General features: G+C 52.7%; 13 protein-coding genes. 5 read left to right on the top strand and 8 right to left on the bottom strand.

What is annotated here, in order from left to right; genetic code table 11:
- The first annotated feature begins 3 nt into the window (after positions 1-3).
- Both Q0Y46_RS00290 and Q0Y46_RS00285 read left to right on the top strand, forming a co-directional pair.
- Positions 4-1,794, top strand: coding sequence for a UbiD family decarboxylase (locus Q0Y46_RS00290; protein WP_297943583.1), 1,791 nt, complete (start codon positions 4-6; stop codon positions 1,792-1,794).
- Positions 1,791-3,425, top strand: coding sequence for a hypothetical protein (locus Q0Y46_RS00285; RefSeq protein ID WP_297943580.1), 1,635 nt, complete (start codon positions 1,791-1,793; stop codon positions 3,423-3,425). The genes Q0Y46_RS00290 and Q0Y46_RS00285 overlap by 4 nt, the downstream gene beginning before the upstream one ends.
- Here the strand turns inward: Q0Y46_RS00285 and Q0Y46_RS00280 are convergent.
- From Q0Y46_RS00280 to Q0Y46_RS00265, 4 genes are read right to left on the bottom strand one after another with little or no spacing between them, the layout of a single operon-like run.
- On the bottom strand, positions 3,422-5,002 hold the full coding sequence (locus tag Q0Y46_RS00280; RefSeq protein WP_297944006.1) for a 1,4-alpha-glucan branching protein domain-containing protein: 1,581 nt from the start codon (positions 5,000-5,002) through the stop codon (positions 3,422-3,424). The two genes, Q0Y46_RS00285 and Q0Y46_RS00280, sit on opposite strands and share 4 nt — an antisense overlap.
- Before the next feature lie 54 nt (positions 5,003-5,056).
- Positions 5,057-6,313, bottom strand: coding sequence for a DUF4912 domain-containing protein (locus Q0Y46_RS00275; RefSeq protein WP_295678384.1), 1,257 nt, complete (start codon positions 6,311-6,313; stop codon positions 5,057-5,059).
- A 39-nt stretch (positions 6,314-6,352) separates the two neighbouring features.
- Entirely contained in the window at positions 6,353-7,597 is a 1,245-nt protein-coding gene (locus tag Q0Y46_RS00270) for a hypothetical protein (RefSeq protein ID WP_297943577.1), read from the bottom strand.
- Positions 7,590-9,071, bottom strand: coding sequence for a hypothetical protein (locus Q0Y46_RS00265; RefSeq protein WP_295678380.1), 1,482 nt, complete (start codon positions 9,069-9,071; stop codon positions 7,590-7,592). The genes Q0Y46_RS00270 and Q0Y46_RS00265 overlap by 8 nt, the downstream gene beginning before the upstream one ends.
- Positions 9,072-9,279: 208 nt before the next feature.
- Between Q0Y46_RS00265 and Q0Y46_RS00260 the strand changes: the two genes are divergently transcribed.
- Positions 9,280-10,290, top strand: coding sequence for a hypothetical protein (locus tag Q0Y46_RS00260; protein WP_297943574.1), 1,011 nt, complete (start codon positions 9,280-9,282; stop codon positions 10,288-10,290).
- Positions 10,291-10,370: 80 nt separating this feature from the next.
- Positions 10,371-11,711 carry a threonine synthase gene (thrC, locus tag Q0Y46_RS00255; protein ID WP_297943571.1) on the top strand — a complete coding sequence of 447 codons (1,341 nt, stop codon included), beginning with the start codon at positions 10,371-10,373 and terminating at the stop codon, positions 11,709-11,711.
- A gap of 352 nt (positions 11,712-12,063) precedes the next feature.
- Here thrC and Q0Y46_RS00250 read toward each other — a convergent pair whose 3' ends face one another.
- A complete protein-coding gene (locus Q0Y46_RS00250) occupies positions 12,064-13,362 on the bottom strand; it encodes a hypothetical protein (RefSeq protein WP_297943568.1) in 1,299 nt (432 codons plus the stop codon).
- A gap of 84 nt (positions 13,363-13,446) precedes the next feature.
- Here Q0Y46_RS00250 and mutL point away from each other — a divergent pair, with 84 nt between their 5' ends.
- A complete protein-coding gene (gene mutL / locus Q0Y46_RS00245) occupies positions 13,447-15,291 on the top strand; it encodes a DNA mismatch repair endonuclease MutL (protein WP_297943565.1) in 1,845 nt (614 codons plus the stop codon).
- Here the strand turns inward: mutL and Q0Y46_RS00240 are convergent.
- From Q0Y46_RS00240 to Q0Y46_RS00230, 3 genes are all read right to left on the bottom strand, one after another.
- Positions 15,244-16,401: a lipid-A-disaccharide synthase gene (locus Q0Y46_RS00240; RefSeq protein ID WP_297943562.1), complete on the bottom strand. Its 1,158-nt coding sequence runs from the start codon at positions 16,399-16,401 to the stop codon at positions 15,244-15,246. The genes mutL and Q0Y46_RS00240 overlap by 48 nt on opposite strands.
- A 5-nt stretch (positions 16,402-16,406) precedes the next feature.
- Positions 16,407-20,276: a DNA polymerase III subunit alpha gene (gene dnaE, locus Q0Y46_RS00235; protein WP_297943559.1), complete on the bottom strand. Its 3,870-nt coding sequence runs from the start codon at positions 20,274-20,276 to the stop codon at positions 16,407-16,409.
- A gap of 309 nt (positions 20,277-20,585) precedes the next feature.
- Positions 20,586-21,560, bottom strand: a complete 975-nt coding sequence (locus tag Q0Y46_RS00230) for a glycosyltransferase family 2 protein (RefSeq protein WP_295678370.1) — start codon at positions 21,558-21,560, stop codon at positions 20,586-20,588.
- Between the last annotated feature and the right edge of the window lie 3 nt (positions 21,561-21,563).

The raw sequence follows: 21,563 nt of genomic DNA, 5'->3' as shown, positions 1-21,563 counted from the left end.
CCCATGTACACCTCCCTCGAACAGGCCCTGCTGGATCTTGAAAAAGCGGGGATGCTGAAAAGAATCAAGGAAGAGGTAGACCCCAATCTCGAAATGGCAGCCATCGCCCGCGAAGCGTTCGCACGGGGCGACAAGGCTATTCTGTTCGAGAAGGTCAAGGGTTCCCGGTTCCGCGCCGCATGCAACATCTTCGGCACCCAAGAGCGCATGCAATACCTGTTCCGCAAAGAGGTGAAATCGGTAACGGATGCCGTGGCGTTCAAGGCCAACCCGGCAGGCTTTTTCAGGAGCCTCAACCCGTTCCGCTGGTACCGCGCGGCCAAGGCCGGCAAGGCGAGCCTCCCCCTCAAAGCCGGGAGCATCCACGATTTCGAGGAATGCAGTCTCGCGGACCTGCCGCAAATCCAGTGCTGGCCCGAAGACGGCGGTGCGTTCATCACGCTACCGCAGGTCGCCACGCGGCCATCGCCCAAGGCACGCATATTGCAGACAAACGTGGGCATGTACCGTATCCAGATTTCGGGCAACAGCTACATGGTAAACGAATGCGGACTGCACTACCAGTTGGGCAGGGACATTGCAAGGCACCACCAAGCCGCCATAGAAGCAGGCAAGCCACTCAAGGTGAGCATTTTCGTGGGCGGGCCTCCGGCTCACACGATAGCCGCCATCATGCCTATGCCCGAGAACCTCTCGGAACTGGTGTTTGCCGGCATGCTCGGTGGCAAGCGGTTCCGCTACTTTATCCATGATGGCTATATCGTGTCCGCGGATGCAGATTTCTGCATCCTCGGCGAAGTTGCTCCGCAACTTAAGCCGGAGGGCCCCTTCGGCGACCACATCGGCTATTACTCCGCTACGCACCCCTTCCCCTACATCAACGTGAAGAAGGTGCTCTGCAAAAAGAATGCCATCTTCCCCTTCACTGTCGTCGGTCGCCCCCCGCAAGAAGACACCCTGTTCGGCAAGTTCATCCACCAGGTGACAAGGCCGATGGTGCCCGCCTCGGTGCCCGGCGTCCACGCCATCAACGCGGTCGACGATGCCGGAGTCCATTCCCTATGCCTTGCCATCGCAAGCGAAAAGGAATGCCCATACAACAGCGGCAGGGAACCCCTGGGAATCCTGAAGATTGCAAACGCGCTCCTTGGCTTTAACCAGGTGAGCCTTTCCAAATACCTGATTCTTGCGGCCAAGCAGGACAATCCCGAACTGGACGTAAACAACATTCCTGAATTTTTCACGCATGTTCTCGAGCGCATCGACTTCGGTCGCGACTTGCATTTCCAGACATCCACGACCATTGACACGCTGGACTACACGGGCACCAAGCTGAATCACGGATCCAAACTCGTCATTGTCGCTGTCGGCGAACCCCGACGGATTCTCCGCAACAACGCGCACGATTTAGATTCGCTCCCCCTAGCGGACGGTTTCGACAGCCCGAAGGTCATTCTGCCCGGAACCATCGCCATCCACGCAAATGCGGATGCCGACCTGGACGCGTTCCGCAAGGGCATCGAAAACTGGGGCTACCGCGAAAACTATCCCTGGGTGAGCCTTGTCGACACGACGGAAAACATCGACCTGAGAGATTTCCTCTGGATGACATTCACTCGCTCCGACCCGGCGCAGGATGCACACGGCCTGAACGAGGAATTCCGCGATAAGCACTGGAGCATCCAGCCGCCCTTCATCGTCGACGCACGAACCAAGCCGCACCACCAGAAACCCCTCACCGTCCCGGACGCCATCACGAACCGCGCAAGGGCAATTCTCGACAGGGCAAAATGACGCGTCTGACAGCATTAATTCTTGGCATACTCATCGCTTGTACCGGAGCATTCGCTCACGGCAGAAACTGCGCAACGGCAAACCTGTTCCACCATAAGCAGTACAACAGGGGCCCGCTACAGGCACACACACAAAAAGCGGACCTGTTCAAAATTGCAAACTGTCCTGCCGAAAACTATTACAACAAAGTGCTTTCGCAAAAGACGGAGCATTTCCAGATATTCTACACGTTAGAAGGCCCCCACGCCACAAAGAAAGCATTCGTCGACAGTGTAGCTGTAAACCTGGAACGTGCATACACGATGCACACCAAAGAACTAGGCATGAGCCAACCGATTGGCTCGACAAAGACACACCATTTCAACGAAGACGTCGACAAGGGACTCTATCCCGTCGAAATCATTGACGTCGATCTAATCCGTGACGCGTCTTCCATATTTCTCGGACAAACTTGCGGAGGTTGCTTCGGGCTCACCCTTCCCAAAAACAAGATAACGACAGACACGACCCAGCTATTCATTGACAACGACTTCAAATACATAAGCTCAATAGGTAACCGAAAAAGCATGGCGAACAATCCCGAGTGTACCTACATCGAAGCATCCATTCCGCTCACGCAGCAAACAACAGGTGAAGATTTCAGCAAGAACTGGGACAAGGCCATTCGAATAACCACATTCCACGAGATGTACCATGCAAGCCAACTCCGCTACCTGAACATGTTTAATTATTGGACATTCTGGTTCGAAGCCTCGGCCACAGGGGTCGAAGAATTGGGCGACCCCAACGTAAACGACTATTTTGGATATATCGCCAACACATTCAAACAGATAGGCACCCCCATCAATTCCCTTGCCGATTCAGACGCTTACGGAATGAGCACCCTCTACCTTTACCTTTTCAACAATGTCGAGAAAAAATTCGACAAAGAAATCTGGAACGGGTTCAAGCAAAATCACGAGCAAAGTTTCGACATCCATCTCGCAAAGTACTTGAGCAAGAAAAAGCTCAATGCCGACTCCGTATTCCATGATTACGCTGTACGCCTTTCTTTCTCGGGCAGCCGCAGTTCCGCAATCAACAAAACGGATTGGGTCTACGCCGACGAGGGCAACTGGACAACTATCCGCTACGCAAACGTTCCCTCCTTTGAGCCCGATACTACAAGGTTCCTGTTTTCGTACTATGCCGGAGGGTATCCTGACTTCACCCGCTACAAAGGGGATGCAAGTGCGGCCATCTACCGCAAAGGCAAAGCAAGCATCGTTCCCATCAAATCGACAAACACGGCAGACTCCATCTACAGCACCATGTCTAGCGCAGATTCCACAATCTGGATTTTCAGCAGGCTTGGAGAAAGCGACTTTGTCAAGACGCTTTACACCAACGGCAAGCTCAGGGCATACCCTACCCCCTGGCGCGAAGGCTCTCTCTGCTTTACGCCGCTCCCGCGAGACAAGGACTACGTTGAAATCCGCAACCGCCGTGGAGCCATCGTCATGCACGAAAAATACCAAGGCACGCTTCTCTGCATCGAAGAAAACAAAGTCCGTGAAAAAATGGCCCCTGGAGTCTACTGGTTCCGTGCGGGCAACAGCGGCAAAGCCGAAAAGTTCATGATTGTCTACTAGAGACAATCCTTGAAAATGCAATCTTCGGATTCGAGTTTCGTCAAGACAGAAGTATCGAACTGGTCAAGGCTCTTGCAATCCTTGAAATCGTCTAACACCATGCAGGCTTCACCATACAGCGATTCGGCCCGCAGGTAATGCGATTCCAGCCGGTGTTTCGCATACTCTTCTGTAGAATGGTTGTGAATCATGAACGCCCAGTCCGACGACTGGAACAGCATCAGTTCGCGTTCCATCTGGTGGACAAAGCGCTGCATCAGCGCCGCGACTTCGGCATCATCCACCTTAGAAGACGTGCGTTTCAGGGAATCTATCCTCGCCCGAATACGGTACGATAGCGGGTAATATTTCTCTGTCTCGGGATTGATCCACACCGAAGCAAATCCCCCCTCGCCCCACGAAGAGAAAGCCGGTTCATGGGCATCCGGGTCGGCAGAGGATACCATCACATCGTCGGCACCCGTGAAGTCCAAGATAGAGCTCGCTGCGGCACGTTCCAACAACGCTTCCAAGAAAAGCGGGCCTTCGAACCACCAATGCCCAAAAAGTTCGGCATCGTATGGGCAAAGGAGTGCGGCCTTGTTTCCGCCCATCTTGGGAATGATATCCGAAAGGGTCGCCTCCCTGTTCGCCACGAACAGTCGCGCATGGTCTTGAACAAGGCGCATCGCATTCCACGGGCGATAGAATTCCTTCTGCTCGCTCCCCGTAATACGGTAATACTTGAAACCAGAATCGATCGGAGTATCGCCCGAGAAGAAATACTCGCCTAGGTAAGAGCGTTCGCGCTCCCTTGCGATATCCTTGAAGAATTCACGGTATTCAGGATGCCCCGGATAACCCGTGCGGCGGCTCCACACTTCCATGGAACTGGCCTGCTCGCGGCCCATGCAATAGAGCCCCGACGGCGTAAGGAGCGGCGTGAACACGCCGTACTTGGGCGGCGGAGACGCCAACAGGATTCCGTGCGTTTCCAGGAAAAAATACTTCAGGCCAAATTCGGCCAAATAACGTTCCAGCCCAGGGAAATAGCCACATTCCGGGAGCCAAACGCCTTTGGGCCTGCGCCCGAATGCCTGCTCAAAACAAGATACCGTCGCGGCCAGGTGCATACGGATAGAAGCAGGGTCGCTCTGGTATGCAGGCAAGAAGGGGTGCGTCCCGACACACGTGAGCAAGTTCAGTTTCCCTGCAACTTCCAGGGCCTTGAATTCCTTTAACAAATCCCGGCCAATCCGGTTTTCCCACGTATCAATCAGCGCACGCTGACGGTCCAAGTAAAAACGGGCAAGATGCGCCTGAGGGCCGTCCTTGAAACGGGCGACCTCTTTTTCGGCAAGTTCAAGTTGGCGCTGCAGATGGCCGGATATCTTTGAAATCAGGCTCTCGTCGCGGAGCATCTCGATCAGCGGCGGGGACACGCTCAAATTGAGTTTGCCCGGCACGCCCTTTTCGAGCAGGCGCCGCATGGACTGCACCAGAGGCAGGTACGATTCCGTAACCGCCTCAAAAAGCCAGTTTTCCTCAAAAAAGCGTTCACATTCTGGATGACGCACAAAAGGCAAGTGCGCATGCAACAGAAAAAGGATTTGGCCTGGTGCAGACAAGCTAACAACACCCGAAAAACTGAATTATTCCGTGCGCTTGACAACGATAGGAACGATTGTCGTCGGGAAATCGCCATCCTTGTCGGTGGCGAACACGGGGATAATCTTCGTGGAATCCGGGAGATCTTCTTCGAAGCTGAACGTGCCATCCGGGTTCAACGGGAACGGTTCACCGCGCACCTGCAAATGGGCATCGGGACGGGTTCCGCCGTACACAATCAAGCGCGTCTTGACCCACAAGAAGAAATCCTTGCCATAGTTGACAGAATCCTTCGGAGCGGCAATTTCGTTGCTCTTGAGCGCCGCACTGGAAAGTGCGCCGGAGAACATGGATTCGGAGGAACTGCCCAAACGCAGGCTGTTGAGCCAGGATTCGGCCGTCGTGCTGGAGAAGCCTGAACTCATGAAGTTCCCTTGCACGCTGCCACCCAAGGAAGCGCGGACAAATTCGTCGTCGAAAGACGGGACTGTAGCATTCTTGTCGAACGTGAGCACCGGGGACGATTCAAGAATCGGCATGAACTGATTCCCGTCAACGGAACCGAGGACAGCCATGCAGCTATTACCGACAGGATTCTCGACATACCAGCTGCGAGCGTCGGCAGGGACTTCCACATCGTGGAACTTGCGCTTTTTGCTACGCTGTACGGTCAAGTCGTCCGTGATGTCGAACAAGCGCAACACAAGCTTGCCCTTGCCATTCTTGGAGCGTTTCACTCTCTCTTCAGAAACTTCCCAGAAGGCATGCAGCCAGTTCGGATCTTTCTGCATGAGCACAAGGTATTCGGCGTCGAAGGGCTGATCCAGCTTGGCAGCCGGAGTCTTTGCTGCAGGTTTTGTTACAGGTTTAGCGACGGGCTTCGCAACAGGCTTCGGTGCGGGTTTAACAACCGGCTTGGCGGCCGGTTTGGCAACAACAGCCTTTGCAACAGGTTTCACTGCTGGCTTGGCGGGAGCCTTGACTGCAACCTTGGCAGCAGGCTTTGCGGCGGGCTTGGCAACAGGCTTCGGTGCAGGTTTAGCAGCCGGCTTGGCGGCCGGTTTGGCAACAACGGCCTTTGCAACGGGTTTCGTCGCAGGTTTGGCAGGAGCCTTAGCGGCAACCTTGGCGGGAGCCTTGGCAACAGGTTTAGCAGCGGCCTTCGCAGGAGCCTTCACAGCAGGCTTGGCGGCGGGCTTGGCCGCCGGCTTCGGCGCAGGTTTAGCAGCCGGCTTGGCAGCAACCTTTTTCACACTCTTTGTCTCTGTTTTCGTATCCTTAGCATTCTTCTTAACAGCCATTTTCGAACCTCCTTCTCTTTAAATCATCCAGATTCGCGGTTACCTTGCGCGGGACTGTCCCCAAGTGCCAACGCCCATCAGGCCAACACGAATTCCGAAGAACAATTCTTCCCAGTCTCCATGCCCACCTGTAGTGCGTTTTCCCCCTTGCAAGGCCAAATCAATTGTTGTTCCCTTTTTACCCATGGGGAGCCCGGCTCCGATAGAGCCACCATATTCATAGACATCCTTCACGTACCAGCTTTTCATCCAGCCGCCAAAACGGAATGTCGTCCTTTCCAAATACGAATCATAGAACAACGGGCTGCCATCACGCTGATAACCCAGAGAAACCATGAAATCGTTCTGTGTTTCGGTCACCTTGGACATTTCCCAGCCACCTGCGATATTTTCGACATCGCTGTCCCAAGCGCGCCATTGCAAATCCATCATCACGTTATGGCGTTTGTACAGGCGATAGTTCACGCCCGTTGCCAAAAGGGCCGGAATCTCGATTTCGCGACTACTGCGAGTAGGAATCAAAGTATCCAGTTGGCTAAAACGCAAATTGTAGGTCAAATCGTTCTGCAACGTATACGGAGTCGTATAAGAGAAGTAGTACGACGACTGGCGACCACGGAACTGCGTAGACAACGTATAGTAGGCCGGATGGTTCTTGATTTCCCAGGTTCCACTTACAAAGTCGTTCACCTTGGATTCATTTGTCGCCCAATAATCGCGTTCACTGACTTCACTTTTATCCGGGCCCAAAGTCAAGCTGCGTTCCACATTGCCCATCACAAAATGAGCCGATGCACCCAACGACATCATGCGGAAGAACGGCAGGCGCACCGCATAAGCCGGGACGATTTCGTAGACACTGCCCTGGTACTTGACCTCTGCATCCATTTTCAACGCGGAATCTTGAATATCCTCGTCCATATTGGATGCATAGTGCTGCCAAAGGGAAAGTCCCATTGCACCGAACGACCCCATCGGGAACGAGAAATTGAACGACGGCAAAGAGATATTCGTCGTAGAATACGTGGAATTATCGTTTTCCGCAGTCGTCATGTCAATGAAGAAATTCAAGTTGAACACGACCTTAGTATCAAAAGCCATACGCGCCGGGTTCACGACGGACACGCCTTCGGCATCACCTGTCTTAGCACCACCCGCAAAGCCACGACCCGCAGTATTCGCCATTCCACCAAGTGAATTTTCTTCCCCAAGAGCTTCTATACCCAATATAGAAGCCGAGGCAAAGCATGCAGCAAAAAGGATAAGACACAACAGCCTATTCATCATCACCTCCACGCTTGGTGGCAAGCCACAACTTGAGTGTCGCCGGTTTCTGCATCATGGTGGAGAAATCATAGCGGGCGTAATCGTAATAGCTGAGGAACTTATAAACGGTATCGCCTTTAGCATATTTCATTTCAATCGTGTCCCCATTAAAGACTCTCTTCTTGATCAATTCTTCTTCGACAATCCTTGTCTGGAAAGAGGAATCATTATCTAGCAATTGTGGGTAGGACAGATTTATCATGAACTTCAGTTTTGCACCATTGCTTGCACGATTGAGGAAATTACGCAAGCCCTGCGTAACCTGGAGCGTCAGAGAATCCCCACCATAAAACACAATGTTCTGGTGGCCGTTCGCTACGACATATTTCTTGTCAAATCGGGTATAAGGTTCCGAGATGCGATATTCCTTACCCGAAGCACTATCGGCAAAGGAACTGGCCGCAACCAAAATCGGCAAACCAAGATAATTCTCGCTCTCGGAATCGTCGCGAGCAAAAGTCAACTGCGCAAGGACGACCGCCTGGCGTACATCGTAGCCATCTCCTTCCTTATACGGGAACTCGTCCCCATAAAATTCAGCCAAAGCATTAAGAACCGGTTCTGCAGGATACTCAAAGACAATCGAATCCTTGACACCACCATGCAAGACAAGACAATCCGAGCAATCGTTACTGATAACGACGTTCGCCATACGGCAGGGAGGATACTGCTTGAAATAATTAAGGGTATCGCCCTCTTTCACCGCCCTCATACGGAACACGGGGTCTTTCTTATTTTCTTTTGCATAGAAGCGATACAAATTTTCGGTCTCAGGAGCAGCGAAACGCACTTCCAGGTGGCAAGCCTTATCGCAAGTCTTGATACTATCCAAGAAGGCTTCCGGCATATCAAAATAGACCAACGTGTCCGCCTTCTTCACCTTGATGGAATAGGTCGTGTCGACGACGAGATCCGGCTCCCAGTTTTGCATTCCTCTCTGCCATGCAGAATCAGAAACAGAAGCAAGACTATCCACAAAAGCCTTGCTTTTGCCTTTACGGAGCGTCCAGCTAACTTGGACCTTCAGTTTTTCCTTAATAGGCAAACGTTCAACAGGGATGTTCTTATCCTTATAGAACGGGGCGTACATATTGAAAGAAATATATGCGCCAATCGTGTCGGCATTTTTGAAGCGGTTCAAAAAAGAGGTATCTGCCACATAAAGGAATTCAAGAGCCATCTCATGCGACATGTTGGCAGAATTACCAAAGGCAATACGGCTATTCATGATAAGCGGAGTAGAATCCCTATAGGCCCCCACCTCCGACGGGACAAGACCATTGATGCTTACCGTCTGAACCTTGTAGCTATTCGGCAGCCCTTGGTCCGAAAGCCAGTTACCGAGACCATCCTCATCGGAATCGAATAGGCAAGCAGAAAGGGCCAAAGCACCTATGAGCAAAAAAGACAATAAAACAAATTTTTTCTTCACACAGTTCTCCGAATCGTGTTGAACTTTTTTCGAGCTATAATATAGAAAATCCCCCCTATTCTAACCCAAATAGCATCCAAAAAATGGAGCCATACCGAGGCAGGCCGTCCATAGACAAAAAATCAACCGAAAGATTTATCAATAAAAATCATTCAAAACACAAAAACATATATTAACCATAGACAATCAACAACATCCCGAGGCCGCCATGAAATTCAGATCTTTCTTAAGAAAATCCATTTTGATTATCACGGGATTCTTCTGGGCCAGCTGCGGCGAAGACAACACGCAACCCATCAACATCAACGAACCCGCCTCGGAATCAAGCAGTTCCAGAGACGCCCTGCTACAATCGAGCAGCACAAACGGTTCCGACCCTGCCAAAGGGATATCTAGCAGTTCTCCCGAATCGTCATCCTCGGCTCCGACTGGGGACGTTTCCAGCAGCAGCGGCGAGCAATTCAAGCTCGCCAGCGACACAAGCGTAACCTGTACGAGAGAACAAAGATTTCTCGGCACCCATTGCGTGGACAAGCCCAAGTCCACAGACATCTTGTGCTCCTCCCAAGAAACCAAGTTGCAATCCAACACAACACTGTCAATCGAAGAACTGATTCAAATCGAAGACACTCTGGACTATTGCACAGATGTTGCCTTTGCTCCCCTTTACGGAATTGGTTATTCCTGTGTGAACTACTGGCCAGATTACGAATATACATATGAGTGTTCCAACGGCAATAGTTATATAAATTTAAAGACAAAGGACGGGTTAGTTTATACAAACGACGAGTACGACAGTTTATTCAATAGCAGTTCCAGCGAGGCATCCAGCAGTTCAGCGGCGCCCTCTCCGCTTTGTCAAAAAACAGATTTCATATCCAAGAACAGAGTGATTCTGCGCAGCAAGGAAGAGAAACTGGACAGCCTTGTGGCAGCAGGTGAAACCCTTACCAGCAACCTGCGAAACTGTGTAAAACGTTCGTTCCCGTACAACAACGAGGGGAAATACGCGATGACCCAGATTTGCGACGGTGACACGACCGTAAACCCGCGTTACCAGACAAAGCTGGACTCCATCCGCGAAGAAGTCGACAAGGCCATCAAGGACTGCAAAGCCGCCGAAGTCCAGGCCGACAGCACAAAAACACCGGCGGACAGCACAGCGGCTCCGGCAGACTCCACCAGCACACCAGCAGACACGACAAATACCCCGGCATAGGCTCTAAAAACTAGCCTCTAGCCCCTAGTCTCTAGCCCCTAAAATACTATCTTTACCCTCGTAAAAATCAAGAGGAAACTATGGCCCAATTTAACGCGCATTTTAGGAACATCAACGGGGACGATACCTACCCGCTGACCGACGTCATTTACCGCAGCAAGGTGGACGGCAGCCTGCTCGAAGTCGAACACGACCGTGCAGCACTCGCCAGCAAGAGCCCCGACGAATGGAAGAAACTCTTCGCCGAACGCCGCATGAGCTTCGAACCCGCCGACATGAGCGGTATCTGGAGCAAGCGCGAAATGGTGCTCCCCGACATGCCCATCGAAGACATCGTGACGATGCGCGAAGGCTGGAGCCCGCTCTTTGACGCCGCCCCGCTCGCCAAGGAAATGGGCATCAAGAGCCTCAAGGTCAAGCTTTGCGGCAACTCCCACACGGGTAGCTTCAAGGACCTCGGCATGACGGTTCTCGTGAGCCAGGTGAACCATATCATCAAGAAGAGGATTCACGAAATTGACGCCGTGGCCTGCGCCTCTACCGGCGACACCTCCGCCGCTTTGAGCGCCTACTGCGCCAAGGCCGGCATCCCGAGCATCGTCTTTTTGCCCGCCGGCAAGACGAGCGTTGCCCAGCTGATCCAGCCGATTTCCAACGGCAGCATCGTGCTCGCCCTCGACACCGACTTTGACGGTTGCATGAAGATTGTTCAGCAGGTCACCGCCGACAACCGCATCTACCTCGCCAACTCCATGAACAGCCTCCGCGTAGAAGGCCAGAAGACGATTTCTCCGGAAATCTGCCAGGAATTGGGCTGGAAGGTTCCCGACACCGTGATTATCCCGGGCGGCAACCTCGGTAACGTCAGTGCTTTGGCCAAGGGTTTCGAAGACTGCAAGGCCATGGGCCTTATCGACCGCATCCCGCGCATCATCGTCGCCCAGGCCGAGAACGCGAACCCGTTCTTCCAGGCCTACGAACGCGGCTTCGACAAGCTCGTCCCGGTGCAGGCGAAGAAGACTCTCGCTTCTGCCATCCAGATCGGTAACCCGGTCAGCTACCCGAAGGCAGTACGCGCCATCCAGAAGACGAACGGCATGGTCGTGAGCGTCTCCGAAGAAGAACTCGCCAACGCCGCCCACCGCGGCGACCGCATCGGCCTCTACTGCTGCCCGCATACGGGTGTCGCTCTCGGCGCCCTCGAAAAGCTCGTTGCCGCAGGCAAGATCGACAAGGAAGAAAACGTGGTCGTCATCAGCACGGCACACGGCCTCAAGTTCACCGAATTCAAGGTTGGCTACCACGAAAAGAAGCTCGAGAACATCTGCTCCAAGTTCGCGAACCCCGTGTTCAAGGCTCCGGCAGACCTCGGCGCTGTCATGGACATCTTGAAGAAAGAGATGGCGGAGAGAAGGAGATAAGGGGCTAGAATCTAGGATCTAGAGGCTAGAGTGTTTAAAGGCTCCGCGCTATGCGCGGAGCTTTTTGTTTGCAGGCATTTGCGGCATCGCGCGAAACTACATACAAAAGAAGAACTAAAAGAAAGGGCCCTCTTGCGAGAGCCCTTTCCTAAGAAGGAGAAAATATGAGAGATTACAGAACCTTGAACTTATCAGGAGGGGAGCAACGATAAAGTTGTATAAGGATTTACCTTTCACCTGCTCACGACCTAGAATATAGCCAAAAAACAAATTGACGGATATTTTATTTTACTTATTTGAAACAACGATTTTAAATACGTCAATTTTTGTTTTCAAAGTTCGTTTTTTTTCACTATTCTTCACGGAAAACAATCTTGCATTTCGGAACAAAACGGAAGCCGCCGCGGCGGTGACGTTCGATTTCGAAGTACTTCTTCACGCCTTCGTTTTCCTTGCCGTCCTTGTCGTCGGTGCCGTTAATGTGGGCAATGACGCGGTTCAAGCGGCTTTCGAAATTCGGGCGGAGCGGATCCATGCAGATAGCCGAGTCGCGCTTGAATTCGCGGTTCTCGTATTCTTCACGACCGGTCGCAGTGTATTCGCGAAGCAGGTTGCGAAGGATTCGAGCCGGAACGTTGCGCATGAGGTGCTTGCTGTTCACAGAGATGGAATCATCGCTCTTGTAATAAACAATGGTCACGGAATCGTTCATGGCGTCGAGGAGCTGTTCCTGCGCCTTCTGGATGGGCTGCCAAGCCTCGAACTCCTGCTTGACGACAGAGTTCATCAACTTGATGAACGGTTCGACACAACTGATATTCGCCTTGAACTTCACATCGAGGATGTTTGCCGGAGCACCGTAGAAGCAGCCTTCCTTGGCAAGGACCGTTTTCGTTTTCGGGTCAATGACATCCTTGGTTGCCAGTACGCAACCGATTTCCAATTCTCTTTCATCTTCCCACTTGATGCCGCACTTTTTCACGCACTCACCAAAGAGGGTGCTTTTGCCGACGACTTCGCCGTTGACATAGACATCACCATCCCTCATTTCAACAGGCAGGCGGTTTTCCATGGCTTCGATAAACGAGGTCTGCGAGGCGAGGAAGTTCATGTGTTCGTAGGTCGGAGTCCCCAAAAGAAGCGGGCCGACGCGGAACATACCGATAATCCAGCGCATCGGGTTGGACACCAGAGCACTCGGAGTATCGAACTTATAAGTGAAAAGCATCTCGCGATTTTCAGCCACGACCTCGTTACGTAGTACGGCCGCCTGTTTAAGAAATTGGTAACGTTTCGGTATGATTTCCAGGCAGAGTTCGCGGACATCCTTGCAAGAATAGAAGGATGAAATATAAGGCAGGTAGGTACGCAGGACGCACCGAGACGGGATTGCCTCGAAATCCGAACAACGCTTGACGATGCGTTCGATGAACTCATCCGGATTCTCCCCTCGCTCATACAACCACGAAACGACATTGTTCGCGATGAAACGGTGGGTTTCTTCATCGATAACGGAATCTCCAAAGTAGAGATCGTTCAGAAGTTTCACATTAAAGCGAGGATCTCTCTTCACCAACGTCAGAATTTCCTTGACGGAATAGGAAAGGAGAAGTTCAATGTGAATCAATTGAAGAAACAGATTGGATACCATAATTGTACCTCGTACCTAGAACTTTTGTTTGGCAAAATGTAGCAAAACTTTGTAGAAACAACCGATTTTGTCTATATTTTTGTCATGAAAATGGCCGAAATACACCAATTACCCGACGAAATCATCAATAAAATTGCCGCCGGAGAGGTTATTGAGCGCCCTGCATCCGCCGTAAAGGAACTTATTGAAAACGCCATAGATGCGGGAGCGACCCGTATTCAAGTCCAGATTGAGCAGGGCGGGAAGGCAAAAATTCTCGTTTCGGACAACGGGAAAGGCATGGGACAAGCCGACCTCGACATTTGCTACCTCCGCCACACGACATCCAAACTGCATAGTGCAGACGACCTTTTCCACCTGCACACGAACGGTTTCCGTGGCGAAGCCGTGGCATCGATTGCCGCCATATCCAAAATGACGATTACCAGCGCCACCGACGATGGCGAAAGCGGCAGAATCATATTGAAAGGCGGAGAAGTCGTCGAAAAGCAAGACATCCAGGCAAGCCGGGGGACGACGTTCCTCATCGAAGACCTATTCTTCAACACGCCTGTCCGCAGGACATTCCTCGGCAGCGACACCTCCGAAGGGACCCGCGTCTTGGACGTGGTCATCCGAGCAGCCGTCGCGCACCCCGAAATCCGCTTTGACTACAAGGTAGGAGACAAGTCCGTATTCATCGGAGTCCCGGGAGAACTCAAGAACCGCCTCGCCGAAGCCATCGGTTCGGGCGTTGCCAAAAACCTCTTGCCTGTCGACTACACCGAAGCGCAGATCCACGTTTCCGGTTATATCTCCCCTGTCACCGAGACTAACGGCAAGCGCCACCACCAGTTCCTGTTCATGCGGAACCGCCCCTTCGAAAGCAAGCTGATTGGCAAAGCCGTCTCGCAGGCATACGAGCCCTACGGAGCGCAATGCAAGCCGGTCACGGTGCTGTTCCTCGACATGCCCGACATGGAATTCGACGTGAACGTCCACCCGGCCAAGCGCGAGATCCGGTTCGCCAACCAGAACCTGGTATTCCTCGTCGTGACGCATGCCATCCGCGAAACATTCAAGGCCGCCATGGAGGCATCCTCCCCCATCATCGACCTGTCCGACGAAAAATACGAGACCTTCACCAATCACTCTACCGGGGCTTCCCCAGAAAGTTTTCACACCGACGTTGGCTTCATGAGCCAGAAGATGCCCTCGCAAGACAGCTTCAAACTCGCCGAACGCAAGCCGCCCAAATACACCGCAGAAGATGACACCGTACAAGACCTTTTCTCGCAGCCGGAACTCGGGAAAATCATCTCGCTGGAACCAGGGCAGCAGGCTGTACAAACCGCAGTACCCCAACAAGAACAGCCCTGGGCGCCGCCCACATTTTTCCAGGTGGCAAACACCTACATCGCAGGCGAAGATGCCGAAGGCCTGCTCATCATCGATCAGCATGCAGCGCATTCACGCATTCTCTACGAGCAAGCACTGGAGACTCTTGCTTCGGGAGCGGCACTGGAAAGCCAGGAGCTCCTGTTCCCCGAACTCATCGAGTTCTCGAAATTGGAGCAGGAACTTTTCCATTCCGTAGAGGCAGACCTCAAGCACCTTGGGTTCTACATCGAGCATTTCGGTGGCGACACATTCCAAATCCGCGCCATCCCGAGTGCGCTATCGCTTTCTAGGGCAACCAAGGCCGTCCACGAATTTTTGGATAGTGTCAGCGGCGGGGACCGCAACGACATGGTCAAAATTCAGGACACCATCGCGAAGTCTTGGGCCAAGACGAACGCTTACCAAGCAGGCGACAAGCTCAAGCCCGAAGAAATGGCGATGCTCGTAAGCCAGCTCATGACAATGGACGACCCGCTCAAATCGCCCTACGGCACACCGACGTTAATGCGACTTTCCCTCGACGAACTGTCCAAGAAATTCAAGCATTAACTCGCGGGCAGCGATGCCCCCAGAAAGTTTCGACCTTATCGTCCGTATAACAACGTCTAATGGTTGTAATACAGCCTTTTGGCATGCGTCTAGGACGCGCTTTGCCACATCGTTTGAATTCGCAAAAGGCGGTGCAATAAATTCTTCGTAAAAAGGCTCTCCAGCAATCAGGTTCGGGAGGCCAAAGTTTTTGGAACGGACGAGTATCTTCCCAAGCGCATAGGTCAACAAATCTGGCTTCGTGCAAATGACCATCGGAGTCGCCGCCAAAGCCACCTCAAGCGTAGCCGTTCCAGGGCAAACCAAGGCGAGCGAAGCCCGCGAATACCGCTCGAGCCGTTCCTCCGTACTGGCGGGAATCACTTCTATTTTCACTTCACACGGCGTTTTTTTTAGGGCAAGATTGTCGACTATTTCTGTAAACGGGCGACACAGCGATTCCCTCGCGGCAAGAATCGTCACGCTTTTACCCCCGCCTATATGATACGCCGAGTCTAAAGCCGGTTTCAGGAAAGTGCGGATATTCCGCCTTGCCTGAGCAAGACGGCTCCCCGGCAAAAGGAGCACTTCGCCCGCACTGTTAGCCGGTTGCCTTGCAAGTTGCGGTGCAAGAGCCAAGGGATGCCGCATCAGCCGAGCCTCACAGCCATGCTTGCGGTAGGCATCGACCTCGAAATCAAAAAAGACAGCCAGAGGAATCCCACGGAGTTGTTTCGCCCGACCAGGTTTCCAGGCCCAAATTTGCGGCGGCGCGACATACAGCATGGGCTTCCCCAGTCGTTTTGCTAGGCGCACCAGTTTCATGTTGAATCCGGGATAATCAATAGCCACAAACGCAAGGCATTGCGGACTGCAAAGGGCAGAGCGGAGCACTTCGAAATCCTTGCGCAAAGTTCCGCAACTTGCCAATACGTCGCCAAAACCAGATACAGGGAGGTGTTCAAAATTGACGAGCGGATTAAGCCCTGCACTTTCCATGCGGCGGCCGCCCGCTCCAAAAGCGCCCCAGTCGGCCTCTACAGCCTCACGGACAAACGATTCTCCCAGGATATCCCCGGAATCCTCGCCCGCACAAAAAAGGACAAAAGGCTTTCCACCGGGGGCATCCATAAAACCTACCGGACCTTGTTCGAAACCCAGAACTTGACGACGCCCAAATCTTGCTTGAGCCACTTCAGCAATTCTGGGCTGTATTCCACCTTGGACTTTTTCAGCGTCAGGGCGTGTTCATAGCGCGATTCCGTTTCGATATGGCAAACGATTTCGCAGCCGGTCCCTTCGACAAACGGTTCGAAGCGCGCAAGGCCTTCTTCCATTTTCGCAAGGAAATCATCCGTAAGCATCATGGAATAGAGCGTTATATGCACGTACTTCACCATGCTTTCGCGGACGCGGTCGAGCTGCACCACCTTGTCGACAATCACCTGGAATTCATCGGTGAGGTTCTTTTCGCGGTCCCGCTTCTGCTCCAGCTGGCCCTGGACAAGCACGCGGTCGTCTTCCGAGACGCTGTCGCGGAGGTCTTGCCAAATGTCCTTCTTGAAGAACAGTTCGATGTCGCCGTGGAAATCCTGGATTTTGCCGACACCGATGGTATCGCCCTTCTTTGTTTCGATAGAGCGCATCATCGTGACGACACCGCCAACGCAAACACCGTGGCCAATTTTCTTTTTCAGTTCATCCTCGGCAAGGCTACACGTGGTAAAGCCGGAAAGCTCCGGGCGGAACTCGTCGAGCGGGTGCCCCGAAAGGAACAGGCCCAGCACATCGCGTTCCTTGTTGAGCATTTCCATCGCAGTCCATTCTTCCGCTTCTTCGAGCGTCTCCGCCATATTCTGGATAGTCTCGGGGCCGCCCAAGTCGAACAGCGAAACCTGCCCCTTGGCCTTGTCTTCTTGGCAGTGGGCAGCCACTTCGAGCGCACGGTCCACAGTCGCAAACTGCACGGCGCGGCTCCCCGGCAAATCGTCCAAGGCGCCCGCCATGATAAGGCATTCCATCACCTTCTTGTTGAGCGGTGGACGTTTTTCCTTCTGCATGCCCTGGTATTCCACGACGCGCTTGCAGAAGTCAAAAATATCCTTGTACTTGCCGCGACGGTCGCGCTCGGCCACCACGTCTTCGACAACGGCGAGGCCCACATTACGGATACCGGCAAGCCCGTACAAAATCCGTCCATCCTCGTTCGCCGTGAACACGCCGTACGAGGAGTTGATGTTCGGCGACACGACCTCGATTCCCAAGCGTTTGCATTCCTGGATGATGGTCACAATGTCTTCTGTCTTGCCCATCTTCGATGTCATCGAAGCGGCCATGTATTCGGGGCCGTAATTAGCCTTCAAATAAGCCGTCTGGTAAGCCACGTATGCGTAGGCCGCCGCATGGCTCTTGTTGAATGCGTAACCGCAGAACGGGAGCACCGCATCCCAGACCTTCTGGATCATGGCACGGTCGTAGCCCTTCGCAAGGCACTTCTCGAAAAATTCCGGTTCGAGCTTTGCCATCTTCTCGGGCATCTTTTTGGCCATGATACGGCGAATATTGTCAGCGCCGCCCAGCGTGTAGCCGCCCAGAATCTGGGCCAGCTTCATCACCTGTTCCTGGTACACAATCACGCCGTACGTTTCGCCCAAAACCTGTTCCAGGTCAGGATGGTAACAGTCGATTTCTTCTTTGCCGTTCTTACGCGCAATGAAGTGCGGAATCTGTTCAATGGGCCCCGGACGGTACAAGGCGTTCATAGCGATCAAGTCAAAGATTCGCGTCGGTTTCAGTTCGCGCAGATACTTCTGCATACCCGGCGATTCGAACTGGAACACCGTAGTCGTCATGCCCTTGCCGAGCAGGTCAAAGGTTTTCTTGTCATCGAGCGGAATATGGCCCATGTCCAGGTCAATCTTGCGATTCTTCTTGACCATGTTCACCGTGTCCTGGATGATGGACAAGTTGATGAGGCCAAGGAAGTCCATTTTCAAAAGCCCGATGTCTTCGGCGTAATGCTTGTCGTACATCACCACCGGCGTATCAGCGGGAGCGGCTCGGTAAAGCGGAGCCAAGTTATAAATCGGGGTCGGCGTAATCACCACGCCGCAAGCGTGCACGCCCGTCTGGCGCGGCAAATCTTCGAGCGTAAGCGCGATATTCCAAAGGTTCTGGTAGCTCGCACGGCTGTTAATCATCGCCTGCAAAGGTTCAGGGCTATAACCGTCTTCGAGATTGTTGCCCTTCTTGTCTTTGCCGGTCCAAGCCTGTTTGAGGCTAAAGTTCAGCGTGCGCTGCGGGAACAGCTTGGTGATGATTTTCGCCTCTGCAGGCGGGAGCCCCAGCACGCGGGCCACGTCAGTAATCACCGCCTTCGACTTGAGCATGCCATAAGTAATAATCTGGCCCACGCAATCGCGGCCGTACTTGTCCGTCACGTACTGGATGACGCGGCCACGGTCCCTATCTGCGATGTCGGTATCGATATCCGGCATGCTCACGCGTTCCGGGTTCAAGAAACGTTCAAAGAGCAAATCGAACTTGAGCGGGTCAATGTCGGTAATGCCGATAATGTAAGTGACAAGCGAGCCTGCCGCAGAACCACGTCCCGGCCCCACCGGAATTCCATGTTCGCGGGACCAGTTGATAAAGTCCCACACAATCAGGAGGTAGCCCGCCACGTTCATGTTGCGGATACAGTTCAGTTCCTTGTACATGCGCTTGGCCACATCGGTCTCGTGCGCGGGGAACTTGAAATCTTCGTCGGGGAAACGCCACTTGAGGCGCTCGTTACAAAGGTGCGTTATATATATATCCGCATCGCCACCCGGTTTACACCAACGATGCGTATTCTTGTCCCAAGCCTTGTTGTCGTCGTCGTTGAAAAATTCCGGCGAAGAGAGTCGTTCAATTTCCGCCTTGTCTTCGTCGGTAAGCGCATCGGGTTCAATACCCTTCTCGGCACAATATTGCTCCGTGACCTTTTTCTTTTTGTCCTTGATGACGCCCTTCAGTTCGCGTTCGCGGATGACCGGGTACTCGGCATCGTATTCGGCCTTCATGTACCCCTTGATTGTCTGGTATTCCTCAGAAGCGAGAAACTCGTCGGGAATCTTGAATCGCGGCCAGAACTCGTCGCCGATACCCGTCTTCACGGTAAAATTGCAACGTTCCGCAATCTTCACCGTATTCTCGATGGCACCCGGGATGTGACCGAACAGTTTGACCATTTCCTCTTCGCTGCGGAAATAGAACTGGTCTGTGGGAAAACGCTTATCCGTGAAATCGTTCAGGGTGGACTTGAGCGAGATGCAACGCAACACCTTGTGGGCCATGGCATCTTCGGACTTGATGTAATGGACATCAGCCACGGCCACAACCTCGCGCCCCATTTCCTGAGCCAGTTGCACATTGAAATCGTTAACCAGCTTTTGCTGGGGAACCCCGTTGTCGCATACAGACAAATACAGATGTTCGCGGTCGAAAATCTTGTCCAGGGAATCCATGTATTCGCGCGCCATAGCGTTGCGGCCCGCAGCCACGTTCTGCCCGTAACGGCTAAAGAAATCGCCAGCAATGGCAATCAAGCCTTCCTTGAACTGCTTTACCACCTCCAAAGGCACCGAGGGAATTTCCGCCCAACGTTCGCTCTCTTCGTAGCGGTAGCTCACGATGCGCAGCAGATTGTAATAACCCTTTTCGTTTTCGACAAGCAGCGTCAATCGTTCAAAAGTCGTCGGATCCTTCTGGCTTGCACTCGAGGAATCAATGTAGACATGGCAACCGTAAATCGTCTTTACCGGCGGGAGCCCCTGTTCCTTGCGTTTTTTGTTCAAGTCCTTGCCACGGGTCTGGATTTCCAGGATGCCAAACATAGCACCATGGTCAGTGAGGGCGACAGCAGGTGCATTGTCGGCAGCGGCGGCGGCAAGAATGTCGTCTAGACGCGCAGACGACTGCAAAACAGAAAATTCAGAATGGACTTGCAGGTGAACAAAGGGCATGACTGCAATTTAGTAAATAGTAGTTAGGGGCTAGGGACTAGAATCTAGGGGCTAGGGGGTATGAGGTCGGCGCGTTGCGCCTTTGAGGTATGGGGTCGCGACCTTCGGTCGCTTTGAGGCGCGAGGAAGTAGGAAATAGACAGTAGGAAGTGATTAGGGTCTAGAGGCTAGTATCTAGGGAGAAATATCACGGCTTCGCCGTCTTATATTGACGCACGAAGTGCGTGATTCTTTTCACTAGCCCCTAGTCTCTATTCTCTAGTCTCTCAAAGACTCATCGCTCACTGCTCGTGCCTTGCGCCTAACCCCTTACTTATCAACGGGATACGTCTTAAGTATATTGCTGACGACTGCGCTGACTTTACCAAATTGACGACGGTATTTCATGCGAATCAATAATTCCTTTGGCAACATCACGAAGGCCTGGAACCACGCTTTGAATAGAGCCGTGCATATAGAAACTTTCGAAAGTTTTTTCCCGTCACCGGATTGGCCTGGGACACCTCCCTTTGCCATTTTTAGGTAACGAACGAATCCGAGGAACGGCAACTTGAACACATCACTCCAAGGCAACAGGCGAACTGCCGTACGCAAGCGATTCCGTTCCGAATAGAACAGTTTCCGCGGAGAATAGCGCACCGTCGTCATGGAACGTTCGTGATAGACTTTCGCATCGGGGCAAAAGACCGTCTTGAAACCGGCCAGGTTATGGCGGAAATACCATTCCGTCTCTTCAAAGAACAAAAAGAAACTCGCATCCATCTTGCCCGCAGCCACGGCAGCCTCTTTCCTGAAACTCATCACGGCACCATAGCAACCGAACACCTCTTTTTCGCGCACATCCGCTTCGGCGATATTCAAACCACTCGCCTCGTTTTTCGCAAAAAGGTCTGGCCCAAACTGGACCCCTACCGCATTCACGACACCGCTCTTTTCCATGACAAGGCTTGCAACAGAGCCCGCTTCTGGGTGGCGTTCAAAACACTTCAGCAAATTCGAAGCCCATGCGGGATCAAATTCCAAATCCATGTTGCAAAGCACCTGAATGTCGGCATCCATATTTTCAAGGAGCCCGTTACAGGCGCCCGCATAGCCCAAATTTTTGCCGCTTTCGATTATTTTGCAATCAAGTCCCTGGGCCCTTAAAGTATGAATGGAATCGTCCATTGAAGCATTGTCAAAAACAAAAACACGTACAGGTTCCGACTGCACCAATAGACTCTTGACGCATGCTGTCAGTTCAGCACCGCCATTATAATTGATTATACCGACATCAATTTTCATAAT

Origin of the sequence: uncultured Fibrobacter sp., assembly GCF_947305105.1 — a bacterium.
Taxonomy (GTDB): domain Bacteria; phylum Fibrobacterota; class Fibrobacteria; order Fibrobacterales; family Fibrobacteraceae; genus Fibrobacter.
The sequence above is the reverse complement of the archived record's forward strand: the minus strand, read 5'-3'. Positions and strand labels throughout refer to the sequence as shown.